At 66.5% G+C, this 15937-nt stretch carries 16 protein-coding genes; 9 read left to right on the forward strand and 7 right to left on the reverse strand.

All coding sequences use genetic code 11. The features are described 5' to 3' along the window. The first annotated feature begins 146 nt into the window (after positions 1 to 146). From eltD to G6N67_RS31115, 9 genes are all read left to right on the forward strand, one after another. A complete protein-coding gene (gene eltD, locus G6N67_RS31075; RefSeq protein ID WP_036442327.1) occupies positions 147 to 1211 on the forward strand; it encodes an erythritol/L-threitol dehyrogenase in 1065 nt (354 codons plus the stop codon). Between the two features lie 70 nt (positions 1212 to 1281). Next, a complete protein-coding gene (locus G6N67_RS31080) occupies positions 1282 to 2661 on the forward strand; it encodes an extracellular solute-binding protein (protein ID WP_163642547.1) in 1380 nt (459 codons plus the stop codon). A 12-nt stretch (positions 2662 to 2673) separates the two neighbouring features. Further along, positions 2674 to 3630: a carbohydrate ABC transporter permease gene (locus G6N67_RS31085; protein ID WP_036441985.1), complete on the forward strand. Its 957-nt coding sequence runs from the start codon at positions 2674 to 2676 to the stop codon at positions 3628 to 3630. Between the two features lie 3 nt (positions 3631 to 3633). Beyond that, positions 3634 to 4512: a carbohydrate ABC transporter permease gene (locus G6N67_RS31090; RefSeq protein ID WP_036441988.1), complete on the forward strand. Its 879-nt coding sequence runs from the start codon at positions 3634 to 3636 to the stop codon at positions 4510 to 4512. Then, a complete protein-coding gene (locus tag G6N67_RS31095; protein ID WP_036441990.1) occupies positions 4512 to 5621 on the forward strand; it encodes an ABC transporter ATP-binding protein in 1110 nt (369 codons plus the stop codon). The genes G6N67_RS31090 and G6N67_RS31095 overlap by 1 nt, the downstream gene beginning before the upstream one ends. Continuing rightward, entirely contained in the window at positions 5618 to 6748 is a 1131-nt protein-coding gene (locus G6N67_RS31100) for an ABC transporter ATP-binding protein (protein ID WP_036441992.1), read from the forward strand. Before G6N67_RS31095 ends, G6N67_RS31100 begins: the two co-directional genes overlap by 4 nt. After that, positions 6745 to 8490 (forward strand): D-erythrulose 4-kinase, encoded by a 1746-nt coding sequence (gene derK / locus G6N67_RS31105; RefSeq protein ID WP_036441995.1) that lies wholly within the window; start codon positions 6745 to 6747, stop codon positions 8488 to 8490. Before G6N67_RS31100 ends, derK begins: the two co-directional genes overlap by 4 nt. Then, the gene (gene derI1 / locus G6N67_RS31110; protein ID WP_036441998.1) at positions 8487 to 8948 is read left to right on the forward strand and encodes a D-erythrulose 4-phosphate isomerase DerI1; all 462 of its coding nucleotides are present in this window, start codon (positions 8487 to 8489) and stop codon (positions 8946 to 8948) included. Before derK ends, derI1 begins: the two co-directional genes overlap by 4 nt. A 48-nt stretch (positions 8949 to 8996) precedes the next feature. After that, on the forward strand, positions 8997 to 10061 hold the full coding sequence (locus tag G6N67_RS31115) for a M42 family metallopeptidase (protein ID WP_036442001.1): 1065 nt from the start codon (positions 8997 to 8999) through the stop codon (positions 10059 to 10061). Here G6N67_RS31115 and G6N67_RS31120 read toward each other — a convergent pair. The 7 genes from G6N67_RS31120 to G6N67_RS31150 form a co-directional block, all read right to left on the reverse strand. Beyond that, the gene (locus G6N67_RS31120) at positions 10058 to 10534 is read right to left on the reverse strand and encodes a GtrA family protein (protein ID WP_036442004.1); all 477 of its coding nucleotides are present in this window, start codon (positions 10532 to 10534) and stop codon (positions 10058 to 10060) included. The two genes, G6N67_RS31115 and G6N67_RS31120, sit on opposite strands and share 4 nt — an antisense overlap. 70 nt (positions 10535 to 10604) lie before the next feature. Then, on the reverse strand, positions 10605 to 11435 hold the full coding sequence (locus tag G6N67_RS31125) for an MBL fold metallo-hydrolase (RefSeq protein ID WP_235684075.1): 831 nt from the start codon (positions 11433 to 11435) through the stop codon (positions 10605 to 10607). Next, the gene (locus tag G6N67_RS31130; protein ID WP_051579271.1) at positions 11432 to 12361 is read right to left on the reverse strand and encodes a LysR substrate-binding domain-containing protein; all 930 of its coding nucleotides are present in this window, start codon (positions 12359 to 12361) and stop codon (positions 11432 to 11434) included. Before G6N67_RS31130 ends, G6N67_RS31125 begins: the two co-directional genes overlap by 4 nt. Positions 12362 to 12401: 40 nt before the next feature. Then, a complete protein-coding gene (locus tag G6N67_RS31135) occupies positions 12402 to 13058 on the reverse strand; it encodes a pyridoxamine 5'-phosphate oxidase family protein (protein ID WP_036442006.1) in 657 nt (218 codons plus the stop codon). After that, entirely contained in the window at positions 13058 to 13465 is a 408-nt protein-coding gene (locus G6N67_RS31140) for a tautomerase family protein (protein WP_036442008.1), read from the reverse strand. The genes G6N67_RS31135 and G6N67_RS31140 overlap by 1 nt, the downstream gene beginning before the upstream one ends. A gap of 39 nt (positions 13466 to 13504) precedes the next feature. Then, positions 13505 to 14887, reverse strand: coding sequence for an MFS transporter (locus tag G6N67_RS31145; protein ID WP_051579272.1), 1383 nt, complete (start codon positions 14885 to 14887; stop codon positions 13505 to 13507). A gap of 8 nt (positions 14888 to 14895) precedes the next feature. After that, positions 14896 to 15879, reverse strand: a complete 984-nt coding sequence (locus tag G6N67_RS31150; protein ID WP_036442009.1) for an NAD(P)H-dependent flavin oxidoreductase — start codon at positions 15877 to 15879, stop codon at positions 14896 to 14898. Between the last annotated feature and the right edge of the window lie 58 nt (positions 15880 to 15937).

Below are 15937 nucleotides of genomic sequence, written 5' to 3' on the forward strand. Positions count from 1 at the left end.
GTATGGCACTGAACATCTGTTCACGGTCAATATTCGCTGAACAATTGTTCTGGACATATGTGCATACGTTGGTTAATGTGACTGCAACCACAGTGCGAAAGGTGTCAGCGGTGTCCGATCTCAAATCCGGTCAGGTTCCCGAAAAGATGCAGGCAGTCGTGTGTCACGGCCCCCATGACTACCGCCTCGAGGAGGTCGCGGTTCCGCAACGCGGCCCCGGTGAGGCACTGATCCGCGTCGAAGCGGTCGGCATCTGCGCCAGTGACCTGAAGTGCTACCACGGCGCGGCCAAGTTCTGGGGCGACGAGAACCGCCCGGCCTGGGCCGAGACCATGGTGATCCCCGGCCACGAGTTCGTCGGCCGGGTCGTGGAACTCGACGACGAGGCCGCGACACGATGGGGCATCGCGGTCGGCGACCGCGTGGTGTCCGAGCAGATCGTGCCGTGCTGGGAATGCCGATTCTGCAAGCGCGGCCAATACCACATGTGCCAGCCGCACGACCTCTACGGTTTCAAGCGCCGCACCCCCGGCGCCATGGCCAGCTACATGGTGTACCCGGCAGAAGCCTTGGTGCACAAGGTGTCCGCGGACATCCCGCCCGCCCATGCGGCGTTCGCCGAGCCGTTGTCGTGCGCGCTGCACGCCGTCGAGCGGGCGCAGATCACGTTTGAGGACACCGTCGTCGTGGCCGGCTGCGGCCCGATCGGCCTGGGCATGATCGCCGGTGCGAAGTCGAAGAACCCGATGCGGGTCATCGCGCTGGATCTGGCGCCCGAGAAGCTCAAGCTCGCCGAGAAGTGCGGTGCCGATCTCACCATCAACATCGCCGAACAGAATGCCGAGCAGATCGTCAAGGAACTCACCGACGGTTACGGCGCCGACGTGTACCTGGAGGGCACGGGGCACACCTCGGCCGTACCGCAAGGACTGAACCTGCTGCGCAAGCTCGGCCGCTACGTCGAGTACGGCGTCTTCGGCAGCGACGTCACGGTCGACTGGAGCATCATCAGCGACGACAAGGAGCTGGACGTGCTGGGCGCCCACCTCGGCCCGTACTGCTGGCCCGCCGCCATCAAGATGATCGAATCCGGAATCCTGCCGATGGACGAGATCTGCACCCACCAGTTGCCGCTCACCGAGTTCCAGAAGGGCCTCGATCTGGTGGCCAGCGGGAAGGAATCGGTCAAGGTCTCCCTGATCCCCGCATAGGCGAAGGTCGCATTCCATGACACGAGAATTTCAGCCCGGCCTCGGCGAACGACGACTGTCGCGGCGAAACATGTTGGCCGCCATGGGCCTTGCCGGCGCTGCGGCGGTGAGCCTGCCCGTACTGAGTGCGTGCGGCGTCGGCGGACGGATCTCGGCCCCCAACGGTGCCTCGGACGTCAGCGGTGGTTTCGACTGGCGCAAGGCAGCCGGATCCACCATCAACATCCTGCAGACCCCGCATCCGTACCAGCAGTCGTATCAGCCGTTGCTCAAAGAGTTCACGGAGCTGACCGGGATCACGGTCAACGTCGACCTGGTGCCGGAAGCGGACTACTTCACCAAACTCAACACCGAATTGGCAGGCGGCACGGGCAAACACGACGCGTTCATGCTCGGCGCCTACTTCATCTGGCAGTACGGCCCGCCGGGCTGGATCGAGGATCTCGGTCCCTGGCTGCAGAATTCGTCGGCGACCGGACCCGATTACGACTTCGAGGACATCTTCGAGGGCCTGCGGACGTCGACCCGGTGGGATTTCACGCTGGGTCATCCGCTGGGTACCGGCGGGCAGTGGGCGATCCCGTGGGGCTTCGAGAACAACGTCGTCGCCTACAACAAGAAGTACTTCGACGCGCACGGGATCAAGAAGTTGCCGGACAACTTCGACGATTTCATCCAGCTCGCGATCGACCTGACCGACCGGTCGCAGAACCGCTACGGCATCGCGACCCGAGGCTCCAAGTCGTGGGCGACCATTCACCCGGGGTTCATGACGCAATACGTGCGTGAGGGCGCCGTGGACTACACGTTCAACGGCACCGAGCTGGTCGCCGAGATGGACAGCGACAAGGCGGTCGCCTACACCAAGAAGTGGATCGAGATGCAGCACAAGGCCGGTCCCACGTCGTGGACCACCTACGACTATCCGAACGCCACCGGTGATCTGGGCGACGGCAAGGCCATGATGGTCTACGACGCGGACAGCGCGACGTACCCGAAGAACAAGCCCGGCGCGAGCGCCGAGGCAGGCAACCTCGGGTGGTATCCGGGCCCGGCCGGCCCGGACGGCAACTACAAGACCAACCTGTGGACGTGGAGTTGGGCGATGAACTCCATGTCGAAGAACAAGCTGCCGGCCTGGCTGTTCATCCAGTGGGCCACCGGCAAGGATTCGATGAACCAGGCCGTCGAGGGCGGCATCTACGCCGACCCGGTCCGAAAGTCGGTGTTCGACACCACGTTCAAACGCATCGCGGCCGACCAATACGGCTACCTCGACGCATTCGAGACCGTGATCGGGCAGTCCAAGATCCAGTTCACGCCGCAGACCAAGTTCTTCGACACCACCAAGGACTGGGCGGTCGCACTGCAGGACATCTACGGCGGCGACGACGCGGCTTCCCGGCTGCGCAGCTTGGCCAAGACCAACACCTCCAAGGTCAACCTCTAGGAGCCGGCCACCATGACAACGCAGACATCCAAGGCCCCCGCGGGCCCAGGCGAACAGGCCGCCGAGCGCACTGCCCGAGCCCTGCCCGAGGTACCCGCCTGGCGTCGCCGCCTGCGGCCCTACCTGTTGTCGATTCCCGCACTGGTCATCGTCATCGGCATCCTGTACCCGTTCGTGGTCGGTGCCTACTACGCCTTCCTCAACTACGCAGCGGTCAATCCCGATCCGCACTTCGTGTGGTTCGACAACTTCAAATCGGTTCTGGGCGACCAGATCTTCTGGCAGAGCGTCAAGGTCACGGTGATCTTCGCGATCGTCGCGACCGGTATCGAGACGGTGCTCGGGGTTGGCCTGGCGCTGCTGCTCAACCGGTCGTCGATGATCGGCAAACTGTTCGAGAAGGTGCTGATCCTCCCGCTGATGATCGCGCCGGTCATCGCAGGCGTGATCTGGAAGCTGATGTTCAACCCGCAGTTCGGCATCCTCAACCACGTTCTCGGACTGGGCAACACGTTCGACTGGCTGTCGTCCACCAACGCGCTGTGGTCGGTGATCCTCGTCGACCTGTGGATCTTCACGCCGTTCGTCGCGATCCTGGTGCTGGCCGGCATCCGGTCGCTGCCCAAGGAGCCGTTCGAGGCATCAGAGGTGGACGGTGCCAACTGGTTCTACATGTTCCGCAAGCTCATGCTGCCGATGCTGTGGCCCTACATCCTGGTCGCGGTCATCTTCCGGTTCATGGACAACCTCAAGGTGTTCGACCACATCTACGTGCTGACCGCGGGTGGCCCCGGCGTCGCGACCCGCACGCTGCAGATCGGCGCCTTCGAGGACTCCATCATCAACCTCGACTACTCCCGTGGCAGCACATACATGCTGCTGCTCTGGATCATCGTGTTCATCACCGCGCGCTACCTGGTGAGCGTGCTGGGCAAGGCGCAGCGCCGAGCTGCCGGAGCGGAGTCCTGACCCATGGCCCTCTTCAACAGAACCGAACTCCTGCCGGGCCAGAAGCGGCTGTCGATCGGATCGGTCACCGCAGACATCGGTCTGGTGTTCTGGTTCGTCTTCTCGCTGTTCCCCATCTTCTGGATGGTCATGCTCGCGCTGAAGAACGCCGAACAGCAGACCACCACGTACTTCTCGTTCAGCCCGACGTGGTCGAACTTCGCCACGGTGCTCTCCGACAAGGGCACGCAGATGACCAGCGTCGACTTCAAGGCGTCACTGCTGACGAGTCTGCTCAACTGCGGTGGCGCGGTGATCGTGTCGCTGGTGATCGGCATCCCGGCCGCCTACGCGGCCGGCCGCTGGAAGTTCCGCGGCAGTGAAGACCTCATGTTCAACATGCTGTCGTTCCGGTTCGCGCCCGAGCTGATGGTGATCGTGCCGTTGTTCGTGATCTACAACCAGATCGGCCTGTTCGACACCAAGGTCGGCATGATCTGGGTGCTGCAGCTGGTCACCATGCCGCTCGTGGTGTGGATCCTGCGGTCGTACTTCCAGGATCTGCCGGAGGATCTCGAGCACGCCGCACTGCTCGACGGCTACACGCGGCGGCGCGCGTTCCTGATGGTCGCGTTGCCGATCGTGCGGCCCGGCATCGCCGCCGCGGCGCTGCTCGCGTTCATCTTCGCGTGGAACAACTACGTGTTCCCGCTCATCCTCGCCGACACCAATGCCGGCACGGTGACGGTCGCGATCACCAAATTCCTCGGCGGCGGTGGGCAGGCGTACTACAACCTGACCGCCGCGGCCGCCATCATCGCCGCGCTCCCACCGTTGATCCTGGCTCTGACCATTCAGCGGTACCTGGTGCGCGGCCTGTCGTTCGGGGCGGTGAAAGCCTGATGGCAACAATCTCGATTGCCGATGTGCACAAGACATTCGGCAAGACCAGGGCCGTCAACGGTCTTTCGGTGGACATCACCGACGGCGAGTTCTTCGTGATCCTCGGCCCCAGCGGCGCCGGCAAGACCACCACACTGAAATCCGTTGCCGGGCTGATCGACATCGACTCGGGATCGGTCCACATCGGCGGCGTCGACGTCACCCGGGTGGAGCCATACCACCGCAATGTGGCGATGGCCTTCGAGAGCTACGCGCTGTACCCGCAGAAAACCGTTGCGGAGAACCTGGCGTCCCCCCTGAAATCGGGACGCACCGGCAAGTACTCCGAGCAGGAACGCGCGCAGCGCATCGACCAGGTGACCTCGACACTGGGAATCAACCACCTGCAGAAGCGGTTTCCGCGGGAACTGTCCAACGGGCAGCGGCAGCGCGTGGCCTTGGGCCGCGTGCTGGTGCGGCCTGCCGACGTGTACCTGCTCGACGAGCCGCTCAGCCACCTCGACGCCAAGCTGCGCGCCGCGATGCGTGCCGAGCTCAAGCAGCTCGGCGCGATGAGCAACACCACGACCATCTACGTGACCCACGACTATCAGGAGGCGTTGGCGCTCGGGGACCGTATCGCGGTGATGCGTGCGGGCACGCTGGTCCAGATCGGCACGCCCGAGGAGATCTGGCGCAGGCCCGCCGACACGTTCGTCGCCAAGGCGCTCGGTCAGCCGGAGATCAACCTGATCGACGGTGTGGTCGACGACAACCGGATCCAGCTGGGTGACGGCTCCTTCGGTGTCTCGATACCCGCGGGGCTCGACTGCGCACGTGGCGACCGCGTGCGAGTAGGGCTGCGGCCGTGTGACATCCACGTCACCGCGGGCCAGGGCGACCTGCGCGGCCGGGTGCTGCTGGCCGAACGGCTGGGCCGCAACGTCGAGCTGACCGTGGACATCGGCGGCACGCATCTGATCGTGCTCGCGTCGGGGCGGGAAGGCGTCGACGAAGGCGCCGAGGTCACCATGACGGTCGCCGATTCCGACATCCACGTGTTCGCGGCCGGTGAGGGCGACACCGCGCGACTCGGCCAACAGGATTCCGCATTGGAGGCGGCACAGTGACATCCACGGCAACCGCGGCGCCACCCGCGACGGCGCAGAGCCTGACCCTCACCAGCCTGGTCAAGACGTACTCGGCCCGCGGCCGGGAGAGCTTTCAGGCCGTCAAGGGCATCGACATGGCGATCGAGCCGGGTGAGCTGGTTGCGCTGCTCGGGCCGTCGGGCTGTGGCAAGACCACCACGCTGCGGATGATCGCCGGCCTGGAAACCGTGACGAGCGGGTCGATCCGCATCGGCGACCGCGAAGTGTCGCAGCTGCCCGCGGCCAAGCGGGGCATCGGAGTCGGGTTCGAGAGCTATGCGCTCTACCCGCCGATGTCGGTTCGGGAGAACCTGCTCTACGGCTTGAAGGCCCGCAAGGTCAAGGGCGCCGAACAGTTGGTCGCGGCCATCAGCCGCCGCCTCGAGATGGACGACATGCTCGACCTGCGTCCTGCCGGGTTGTCCAGTGGCCAGAAGCAGCGGGTCGCGCTCGCGCGGGCTTTGGTGCGCAACCCTCCGGTGCTGTTGCTCGACGAGCCGTTGAGCCACCTCGACGCGTCGGCCCGGCAGCGGGTGCGACGCGAATTGAAGGTGCTGCAACGGGAATTCGGCTACACCACCATCGTCGTCACGCACGACCAGGTCGAGGCGCTGTCGCTCGCCGACCGGCTCGCGGTGATGGACGCCGGGGTGGTGCAGCAGTTCGGCACACCCGACGAGGTGTTCGACGATCCGGCCAACCTGTTCGTGGCGCAGTTCGTCGGCGAACCGCAGATCAACGTGCTGCCCGGGGTCGCGCGCGTTGCCGACGGCCGTACCACGGTCGAAATCGGCTCCGGCTCAGGAGCCCTCGACACCGCGGTGACGGGAGTCGCCGACGGCACGCGCGTCACGGTCGGGATCCGGCCGCAGGACTGCGCGCTGCGAACCGACACCGCCGCCGCGGGCATTCGCACCACGGTGGCCTACTTCGAACACCTTTTGGAGTTCGGGCTGGCCACCAGCACGGTGTCCGGTGTCGAGGAAGGCATCGTCGTACAGACGCCTGCCGCCGAAAACTACGAACCAGAACAGAAGGTCGTCGTCACGGCACCGGCCGAACGCGTCTATCTGTTCGACAGCGATTCAGGGGAACGGCTGCGATGACCAAGCTCTTCAACGATCCGGCACGCTTCACCGAGGACATGCTCGTCGGATTCCTCGACGCGAACTCCCGGTACGTCAGCGGTGTACCAGGCGGCGTGGTGCGCGCGCACCGCACGCGGCCGGGCAAGGTCGCCGTGGTGATCGGCGGGGGATCGGGTCACTATCCCGCGTTCTGCGGGACGGTCGGCCCCGGATTCGCCGACGGCGCCGTCGTGGGCAACATCTTCACCTCGCCGTCGGCCGAAGAAGCCGCTTCGGTGGCACGCGCAGCCCACGGGGATGCCGGAGTGCTGCTCACCACCGGCAACTATGCGGGCGACGTGATGAACTTCGGTCTGGCGGTCACCCAACTGCGCAGCGAGGGCATCGATGCGCACTATTTCGCGGTGACCGATGACATTGCCAGCGCGCCGCGCGGCGAAGAAGCCAAACGACGCGGTATCGCAGGCGATTTCACCGTCTTCAAGTGCGCGAGTGCGGCCGCGGAGGACGGGCTGGACCTGGCGGGCGTCATCCGGGTCGCCGAGGCCGCCAATGCCGCCACCCGCACGCTGGGCGTGGCGTTCGACGGCTGCACACTGCCCGGTGCCGACCATCCACTGTTCACCGTGCCACAGGGTCACATGGGCCTGGGCCTGGGCATCCACGGGGAGCCTGGCGTCGCCGACGAGGCCATGCCGACCGCGGCGGGGCTGGCCGCGACACTCGTCGACGGTGTGCTTGCCGACCGGCCCGATGCCGCGGACAAGCGGATTGCGGTGATCCTCAACGGACTTGGCCGCACCAAGTACGAGGAACTGTTCGTGGTGTGGGGGGAGGCGTCGCGCCTGCTGCGCGAACGGGGCTACACCGTGGTCGAACCCGAGGTCGGTGAGCTCGTCACGAGCCTCGACATGGCGGGCTGCTCGTTGACCGTGATGTGGCTCGATGACGAACTGGAAAAGTACTGGACGGCCCCGGCCGACACCCCCGCATACAAGAAGGGCGCCGCGCAGCAACCGCAGTCCGGCGAACTCCGTTCTGCCGACGACAGTGAAAACCGCGCTACCGCAACACATGTGGCGGATCTGTCCGACGACGCGGGCCGCGCGGGCGGCCGGCTGGCTGCGCGAGCCCTCGGCGCGATGGCAGACGTGCTTGCCGATGCCGAAGACGAGCTCGGCCGCATCGACGCGGTCGCAGGCGACGGCGACCACGGGCGCGGCATGGTGAAGGGATCGTCGGCGGCGCGCGAAGCCGCGACCGCCGCGGTCGCCGAAGGGGCCGGTCAGGGCTCGGTGCTGACCGCGGCCGGAAAAGCCTGGGCCGCCAAGGCCGGCGGCACGTCGGGAGTGCTGTGGGGCGCGCTGCTCACCGCGCTCGGCACCCGGCTCGGCGACACCGGTACCCCGGACGGCAAGACGGTGGCGGCCGGCGTGCGCGACGGCTATGACGCGCTCATCCAGCTGGGCGGCGCGGCGCCGGGGGACAAGACCATGCTCGACGCGTTGCTGCCGTTCGTCGAGGAGCTGCAACGCCGAGTCTCCGACGGCCAGAGCTGGCAGGAGGCATGGGCGGCGGCAGCCCAGACCGCGACGGAGGCTGCGCGCGCGACCGCGGACCTGCGGCCGAAGGTCGGCCGGGCCCGGCCGCTCGCCGAACGCAGCATCGGCACGCCGGATGCCGGTGCCACCTCACTGGCGTTGTGCGCCCGCACCGTCGCCGACTGCATCACTGCCACCCGATCAGGAGAAAACCAATGACGCTGCGCGTTGTCGTCGGCTCGGACGATGCCGGATATGAATACAAGGAAGCCCTCAAGGGTGATCTCGCCGCCGATCAGCGGGTCGCCGAGGTCATCGACGTCGGGGTCGGCGCCGACGAGGACACCGCCTACCCGCACGTCGCGGTGGCCGCGGCCCGGCTGGTTGCCGAGGGCAAGGCCGACCGCGCGTTGCTGGTCTGCGGCACGGGCCTGGGGGTGGCGATCAGCGCCAACAAGGTGCCCGGCATCCGGGCCGTCACCGCGCACGACAGCTTCTCGGTGGAACGTTCGGTGCTGTCCAACAACGCCCAGGTGCTGTGCTTCGGGCAGCGCGTCGTAGGCCTGGAACTGGCGCGCCGGCTGGCCCGCGAGTGGCTCGGCTACGAGTTCGATCCGTCCAGCAAGTCGGCCGACAAGGTCGAGGCCATCTGCGGTTACGAGCCGGCGGACCGCTAGCGCGGCCGGGATGTTTGCCCGGCCGCGGCACGGGTAACCCGTCATCTCGTGGCCGATCATGATCGCTCGTTGTGTGCTGACCTCCTTCAAGAGCTGTTGTGGGCGTACGGGCCGTGCGGGCAGGAGCATGCGGTCCGGGAGGTCTGCAGTCGCGAACTGAGGCCGTGTGTCGACGACATGTGGGTGGATGCGGCCGGCAACCTGATCGGGCTGATTCGCGGGCGGGACGAGGATGCGCCCGCCACGCGGGTGATCGCACACATGGATGAGCTGTCGATGCTCGTCAAGCGTGTCGAACCGGACGGCACACTGCGGCTGACCCCGTTGGGCACCATGTACCCGGCCAATTTCGGCCTCGGGCCGGTTGCGGTGCTCGGCAACCAGGAGACCTTCTGCTGCGTCCTGGCGCTCGGATCCGAGCACACGACGCAAGAGAGTCAACGGATCTGGGCGACAAAGCCAGACCAGGGCGACAAGGCGCTCGACTGGCCCGACGTGTACGTGTTCACGGGCCGCACGCCCGAAGAACTGACCGATGCAGGCGTCGGCCCGGGCACCCGCGTGTGCATCGACCGCAGCAAGCGCACGCTGATCGAGATCGGCGACTACGTCGGCTGTTACTTCATGGACGACCGCGCAGCAGTCACGGTGCTGCTGCAGACCGCGCGCAGGTTGCACACGGATGGCAACCGCCCGGCGAGCGATGTCTACCTGGTGTTCAGCACCAGCGAGGAGATCGGTGGTGTCGGGGCGTCGTACGCATGTAAGTCCCTGCCCGGCGAGCTGACCCTCGCCCTCGAGGTCGGCCCGACCGAAGCCGAGTACGGCACCACGGTCACGGGCGGCCCGATCGTCGCCTACAGCGATGCGCAGGCCGTGTACGACAAGGACGTCGCCGACCGGCTGATGGAGATCGCGACGAAGTTGGATCTCGCACCGCAGGCCGCGGTGTTGGGCGCGTTCGAGTCCGACGCGTCGCACGCCAAGTCCACCGGCGCCAGCCCACGGGCCGGGCTGCTGTGCCTGCCGACGCTGAGCACGCATGGCTACGAAGTGATCTCGCGCACAGCCATTCCCGCGGCAACCGATGTGCTCGTCGAGTTTCTCGGCTAACCGGCGCTACTCCTGAACACCACCCAACGCATCGCGCTGTACATGTACACGGCTTCACACGCACCCGCTACGATCCGCGCGAGGTGATACTCGACGCCCCAGGCGGCCAGAGCACTCGACACACCCAGGATGAACGCCAGGTAGTTCACGATCACGACCACGACGTACACCGTCATCTGCGGGCCGACGGCGGCGTGCGAACGGAAGTTGAAGATTCGGTTGAGGACGTAAGCCAATCCGAACGCGCAGGCATACCCCACGGTCACGGCCACCGGCAGCGGTGCGCCGAGTCCACCGTGCAGCGCCGTGAGAATGGCCAGGTCGACTCCGAAAGTGAAGCCGTTGATCAGCACGAAGCCCAGAAAGGTCGGCGCGACAACGGCTTTGAGACCGAACGGGAGGCAGGCTACGACGCCGACGCATAGCCGGTGGAACCGCTCCACGGGCGGCACCGGACTGGGTTCGACCCGCACACCCCGCAGGCTGCCACGTCTGGGTGTCCCGAAGGTGAGCGCGACACGAACAGCGGGATGCCGCCGGACCTCAAGGCCTCTCGGAACCGAGAACCGCCCAGCTGCCGGGCGGCGCGTACCGCAGTAGAGCGCTGAGCCCCGCGTCGTCGAACGAACTGCGCACGTTCTCAAGGGATTCGCTGTAGAGCGACCAGCCCTCGCAATGGACGGGGACGACGATCGACGCACCGAGCAGCTCGGCGACGGCGGTGGCCCGGTCGGCTGTCAACGTCAAGGGACGCCCCGCGTTCTTCGCAGCGACCCGCGCGGCGCCGATGTGCAGGATCGCGATGTCGACGGTCGGGAAGCGGTCGGCGATCTCACGGACCGGAACCATCGACGTGTTGTCGCCACTGACATAGACGGTCGGCAGCCCTTCGGCCTCGAGGACGAACCCCGTCACCTCGGTGTTGATGTTGCCGTACTCGTCGCGCTCGCCGTCCGTCGGCCCGTGCTGCGCGGGTACCGCGGACACGCGCACGGGCGGCGCGTCACCCGACGCGCGTAGTTCGGTCGCGTCGAACGACCGTAGCCCGCGGGCGTTACCGCCCAGCCGTTGCGCGGCCTGCGGCCCGGTCAGCAGCAGGGGAGCGCTGCGCGCGAAGTCGCGGCCGGCATGGTCGAAATTGTCCTGGTGCAGGTCGTGGCTCAGCAGCACCGCGTCCACCGGGCCGAGCTCTTCAGGCCTCACCGCGGGCCCGGTTTCCTTGCGGTACGCGCCGTAGTCGCGGGGAGCGTCGAAGGTCGGTTCGGTGACCAGGCGCAAGCCGCCGAAATCGATCACCGTGGTGGGACCGCCGATGATCCCGATGGCCAGTGGGTGTCGTTGCGCACCGATTCTCGCTGTCGCGGACGTCGTCACGAGACGCGCCGATCCAGCCCGACCGTATGCTGATCGACAGCCTGCAACGGTTCCTTCGGCGTCGCCGCGCGAGCACAGGCCAAGAAGCGGGCGATCGCGGCGGTCTCGGCCGCATCCCGCCGGCGCACGAATACCGTTTGGGCGCGGGCGGTTTCGGGTGGCACCTGATGGATCTTGAGGGTCGGCGCCATCGGGGAGGCGGCCACCACCGCCAACGGCAGCAGCGTCGTGCCCATCCCGGCTGCGACACAACCGAGTATGCCGTCCAGGTTGGACAGTTCGAGGATGCCCGGAGCCGGGAGCTCGCGGTCCTCGTAGAGCTTCTCCAGGCGGGCTCGGTACGCACAGCCGGCCTTCAGCACCAGGATTCTCGGCGGATCCCGCCGCATGAGCGCGGCGTCGAAGTCCGCTGCGGTGGCATCGCTGACGACGACGAGCTGTTCGACGAACACCGGTTCCGCGACGAGCTCCGGATGACGGACCGGGCCGCACACGAACGCGCCGTCCAGCCTCTGGTCGGCCACCTGGCCGACGAGTGCCTCCGTGGTGTCGATCGACAGCGTCAAGTCGACGTTCGGGCATTGGGTGCTGAAACTGCCGAGTACCTCGGGGAGACGCAGACCCGCGGTGGATTCCATCGACCCGATCGCGACCCGTCCGCACGGCTCGCCCTCGGCCCGGACCACCTGAGTGAGCTCGCGCATGAGCGCAGTGATCCGCTCGGCGTAGGGCACGAGCAAATGACCGGACGGCGTGAGCGTCATCCCGCGGGCATGGCGGCGGAACAGCGGAACACCCAGTTCGTCTTCGAGCGCGCGGATGCGAGAGCTCACGTTCGACTGGACGGTGAGCAACTCCGTGGACGCGCGGGACACTCCGCCGGTGCGGGCCACGGCGAGGAAGAAATTAAGGTCGGTGACGTCCACCGGCAATCTCCTTTTTCCACGGCAGCTTCGGCTTCATTGCTCAGTATCCACCCAGACGCATTTCGAGCTCTCGGTTGCGCTGCCTCAGCAGGGTGATCTCCTCGAGCAACTGTGCCCGTGCGAGCCGGATCCGTTCCTGGATGGCGCGCTCACCGTACTTGGGCGTGATGTTCCTGCGGCAGTTGATGTCCGACGCCTCGACGCGGATCACCATCGCGCGGTCGGTGCGCGCCTGAGTGCCGTCGGTCACCAGGTCGACAAATGCGGGATCGTCCGTGCGCTCGACCACGGTGGCCCGGCCGAAAACCTTGACGCGCGTGCGGGTGGGATAGTCGACGAAGATCAGCGCGGTGCGGTCGTCGGCGTCGAGGTTGCCGATCGTGACGAACTGTTGATTGCCCGGGTACTCGGCGAAAGCGATCGTCTGGTTGTCCAGTACCCGAACGAAACCCGGTGGGCCGCCCCGGTGTTGAAGGTAGGGCCAGCCATCGGGAGTGACGGTGGCGATGAAGAACGAATCCGCGGCTTCGATCAGCGCACGAAGCCGGCCATCGAGACCTTCGGCGGGCCCGGTGTCTTCGCCGTCGGCCCGGAACCGGCCGTAGGTGTAGATGCTGCCCGCGGCCTCCTGCCGTTTGGCAACCGGAGGCGTGAAGGCGATCGAACCGTATCGGGTGGGGGTGGCCGGCGATGTCATCAGTTGGGCTCCGGAACCGCGAGTTCGCCGGTGAGGTATTGGGCCTTGCCGAAGCCGAAAGACCAGTCTTCGGGCCCGTTCTCGACGAGGCCGACGAACATGTCGTTGCCCCGCACTCCCACGGTCTGCAGTTGCGCAGCCAACTCGGCGAACAGGCGCTCCTTCGTCTCGATCGAACGGCCGCGCTGCGTGAAGATCTGGACGACGACGACATCGCGGGAGCGGTCGAAATCCAGCCCGGCGTCCAAGGCGATGATCTCGTCTGCGGCGTGGGTGGTGATGACCTGGAATCGGTCGCGCTCGGGGATTCCGAGGACCGTGACCACGCCACGATGGATGGCATCGGCGATGTCGCGGATGTGGTCGCGCTCGTGATGGTTCAGCAGATCGATGCGGACCAGTGGCATGTCACTCTCGCTTTCTGACGGGTTTCGTCGGCACCCACATCAACAGGACACGCGGTCGGGCGCCGATGTTCCCGCGGTGTCGGTGGCGGCCCACGCGCGGACGACCACCGGGCTCGCCGGACCGCGCCGCAGCAGCCCGATGAACACCGCCGCAGTCACCGCAGTGACCGCGATCGGGTAGATCAGGCCCGCCATGTCGCTGCCGAGAGTGGCGTTGAGGGACAGCGCGATGAGTGGGGTGAATCCGCCGAACACACCGGTGCCCACGTGGTAGGCCAGCGACAGCCCGGTGTATCGGATCTGGGGTGGGAAGAGCTCTGTGAGGAATGCCGCCACCGGTCCGTAGATCGCCGCCACGAGAACGACCTGCAGCGTCAGTGCCACGATCATCTGCCCGACGTGCCCGTGCACTGCCGCGTGCCGTACCCAGGCGAACAGCGGATAGCAGCCGGCCGCCGAGCAGAGCAAGCCCGTCACGATCACCGGCACGCGACCGATCTGGTCGGACAGCCGGCCGAAGACCACGAAGAACGGGGTCGCGACGACCAGGGCGACACCTACACACAGGTTGGCGGTGAGAAAGTCGACGTCGAGGATGGTCTGCAGAAAGTAGAGCGAATAGAACTGGCTGGTGTACCAGGCGACGCCGAGCCCGGCCGTCAGGCCGAACAAGACCGTCAACAGCAGACCGAGCGTCGGCCGCTGCGCCACCGCGTCTTTGACCGGTGTCTGGGACAGTCGGCCGGTCTGCCGCATCTCCTCGAACACCGGTGACTCGTGCATCTTCAGGCGGACCTTCAGGGAGAACAGCACGAGCACCGCCGACAGCAGGAATGGGATGCGCCAGCCCCAGGCCTCGAAGTTCGCTTCACCGACGATCAGCCGGCACGACACGATGACACCGATCGACAGGATCAGGCCTCCTGTAGCGGTGGTCTGCAGGAAGCTCGTTACCATTCCGCGTCGACGTTCGGGCGCGTGTTCTGCGATGTAGATGGCGGCGCCGCCGTATTCGCCGCCGATGGCCAGGCCCTGTAACAACCGGAGCAGGACGAGCAGCAGGGGCGCGGCGAGACCGATGTGCTCATAGGTGGGGAGCAACCCGAGCAGGGTCGTCGCACCGCCCATGATCAGCAATGTCGTCAGAAACGTCTTCTTCCGGCCGACCCGGTCGCCCATCCGGCCGAACACGACCGCTCCGATCGGGCGTACGACGAATCCGGTTCCGAACGCCGCCACCGTGACGAGCAGCGCGGCGGCGGTGTTGCCGTTCGGGAAGAACATCCCGGAGAACACCACCGCGAGGCTGCCGTAGATGTAGAAGTCGTACCACTCGATGAGGGTGCCCAGGCTGGACGCGGTGACGATCTTGCGCAGGCCGCGCGCCGAAGTGGGCAGGATTTGTCGGGAATCGATGGCCATTTGTTTTCCTATTCGGCGGCCGGAACAGGGGCCGGCCGACCGAGAATATCGGCGGCCGTCGTGACCATTTCCTCGACGATCGATTCCGCTGTGCGGACGGCCGTTACCTGTCCGATCACCTCGCCGACGATGACGTTCGCGATGTCATAATTCCGCGCTTCGACCGCGGCCTGGAATTCCTCACGGCGCTGTTCGAGTTCGGTGCGCAGACCCGATTCGTCACCGTGCCAACGGCGCACGAAGTCGTTGCGCAGCACCCGGCCGGTGTAGGGCGCCGGCCACGACTTGCCGCGGACGATGTCGAACGCGCTCTGGCGGACCGTATCGTCGCCGGTCATCTGGATCCCGCGGGCCTGCGCAGCGCGGGGGATCGCGGCTTCGGCGGCTGCCCAGAAGCGTGTCCCCACCACGGCGCCGTCGGCGCCGAGGGCAAGGGCGCCTGCCAGGCCGCGTCCGTCGCCGACACCGCCCGCGGCAAGGAGCATGACGTTCGGTGATTCGCGGGCGATGAGGTCGGCGACCTCTGGCACCAGGGTGAATGTCGAGCGTGCCGCCGTTCCGTGGCCGCCGGCCTCGCCACCTTGTGCGACGACGACGTCAGCGCCGACAGCGATCGCGTGACGTGCTTGCTCGACATCATGCACCTGGCACATGAGCGGAATGCCCGCGGCAAGGATTGCCGGGGCGTGCGGCGCGGGGTCGCCGAACGAGAGGAAGATTGCCGCGGGTTGTTGCTGTATCGCGAGCTCCAGTAGGCCGGGCTGGCGTGCCATCGACCACGTGATGAAGCCGATTCCGACGCGCGTGTCGCTCACCTGCCCGAACTGCTCCTTGAGCCACACTTCGTCGCCGTATCCGCCGCCGAGGAGGCCGAGCCCGCCGGCCTGGGAGACCGCACAGGCCAATCGCCAGTCGGCGACATAATCCATCGGCGCCAGGACAATGGGATGACAAATCCCGAATTTCTCCGTAAAGCGATTCTCCAGCCGCATTTGTCCTCCACATTTCCGACGGTTTGGCGTTGCAATTCATTGCGGTGATTCACCGTAG

The organism is Mycolicibacterium mageritense, from assembly GCF_010727475.1.
Taxonomy (GTDB): Bacteria; Actinomycetota; Actinomycetes; order Mycobacteriales; family Mycobacteriaceae; genus Mycobacterium; species Mycobacterium mageritense.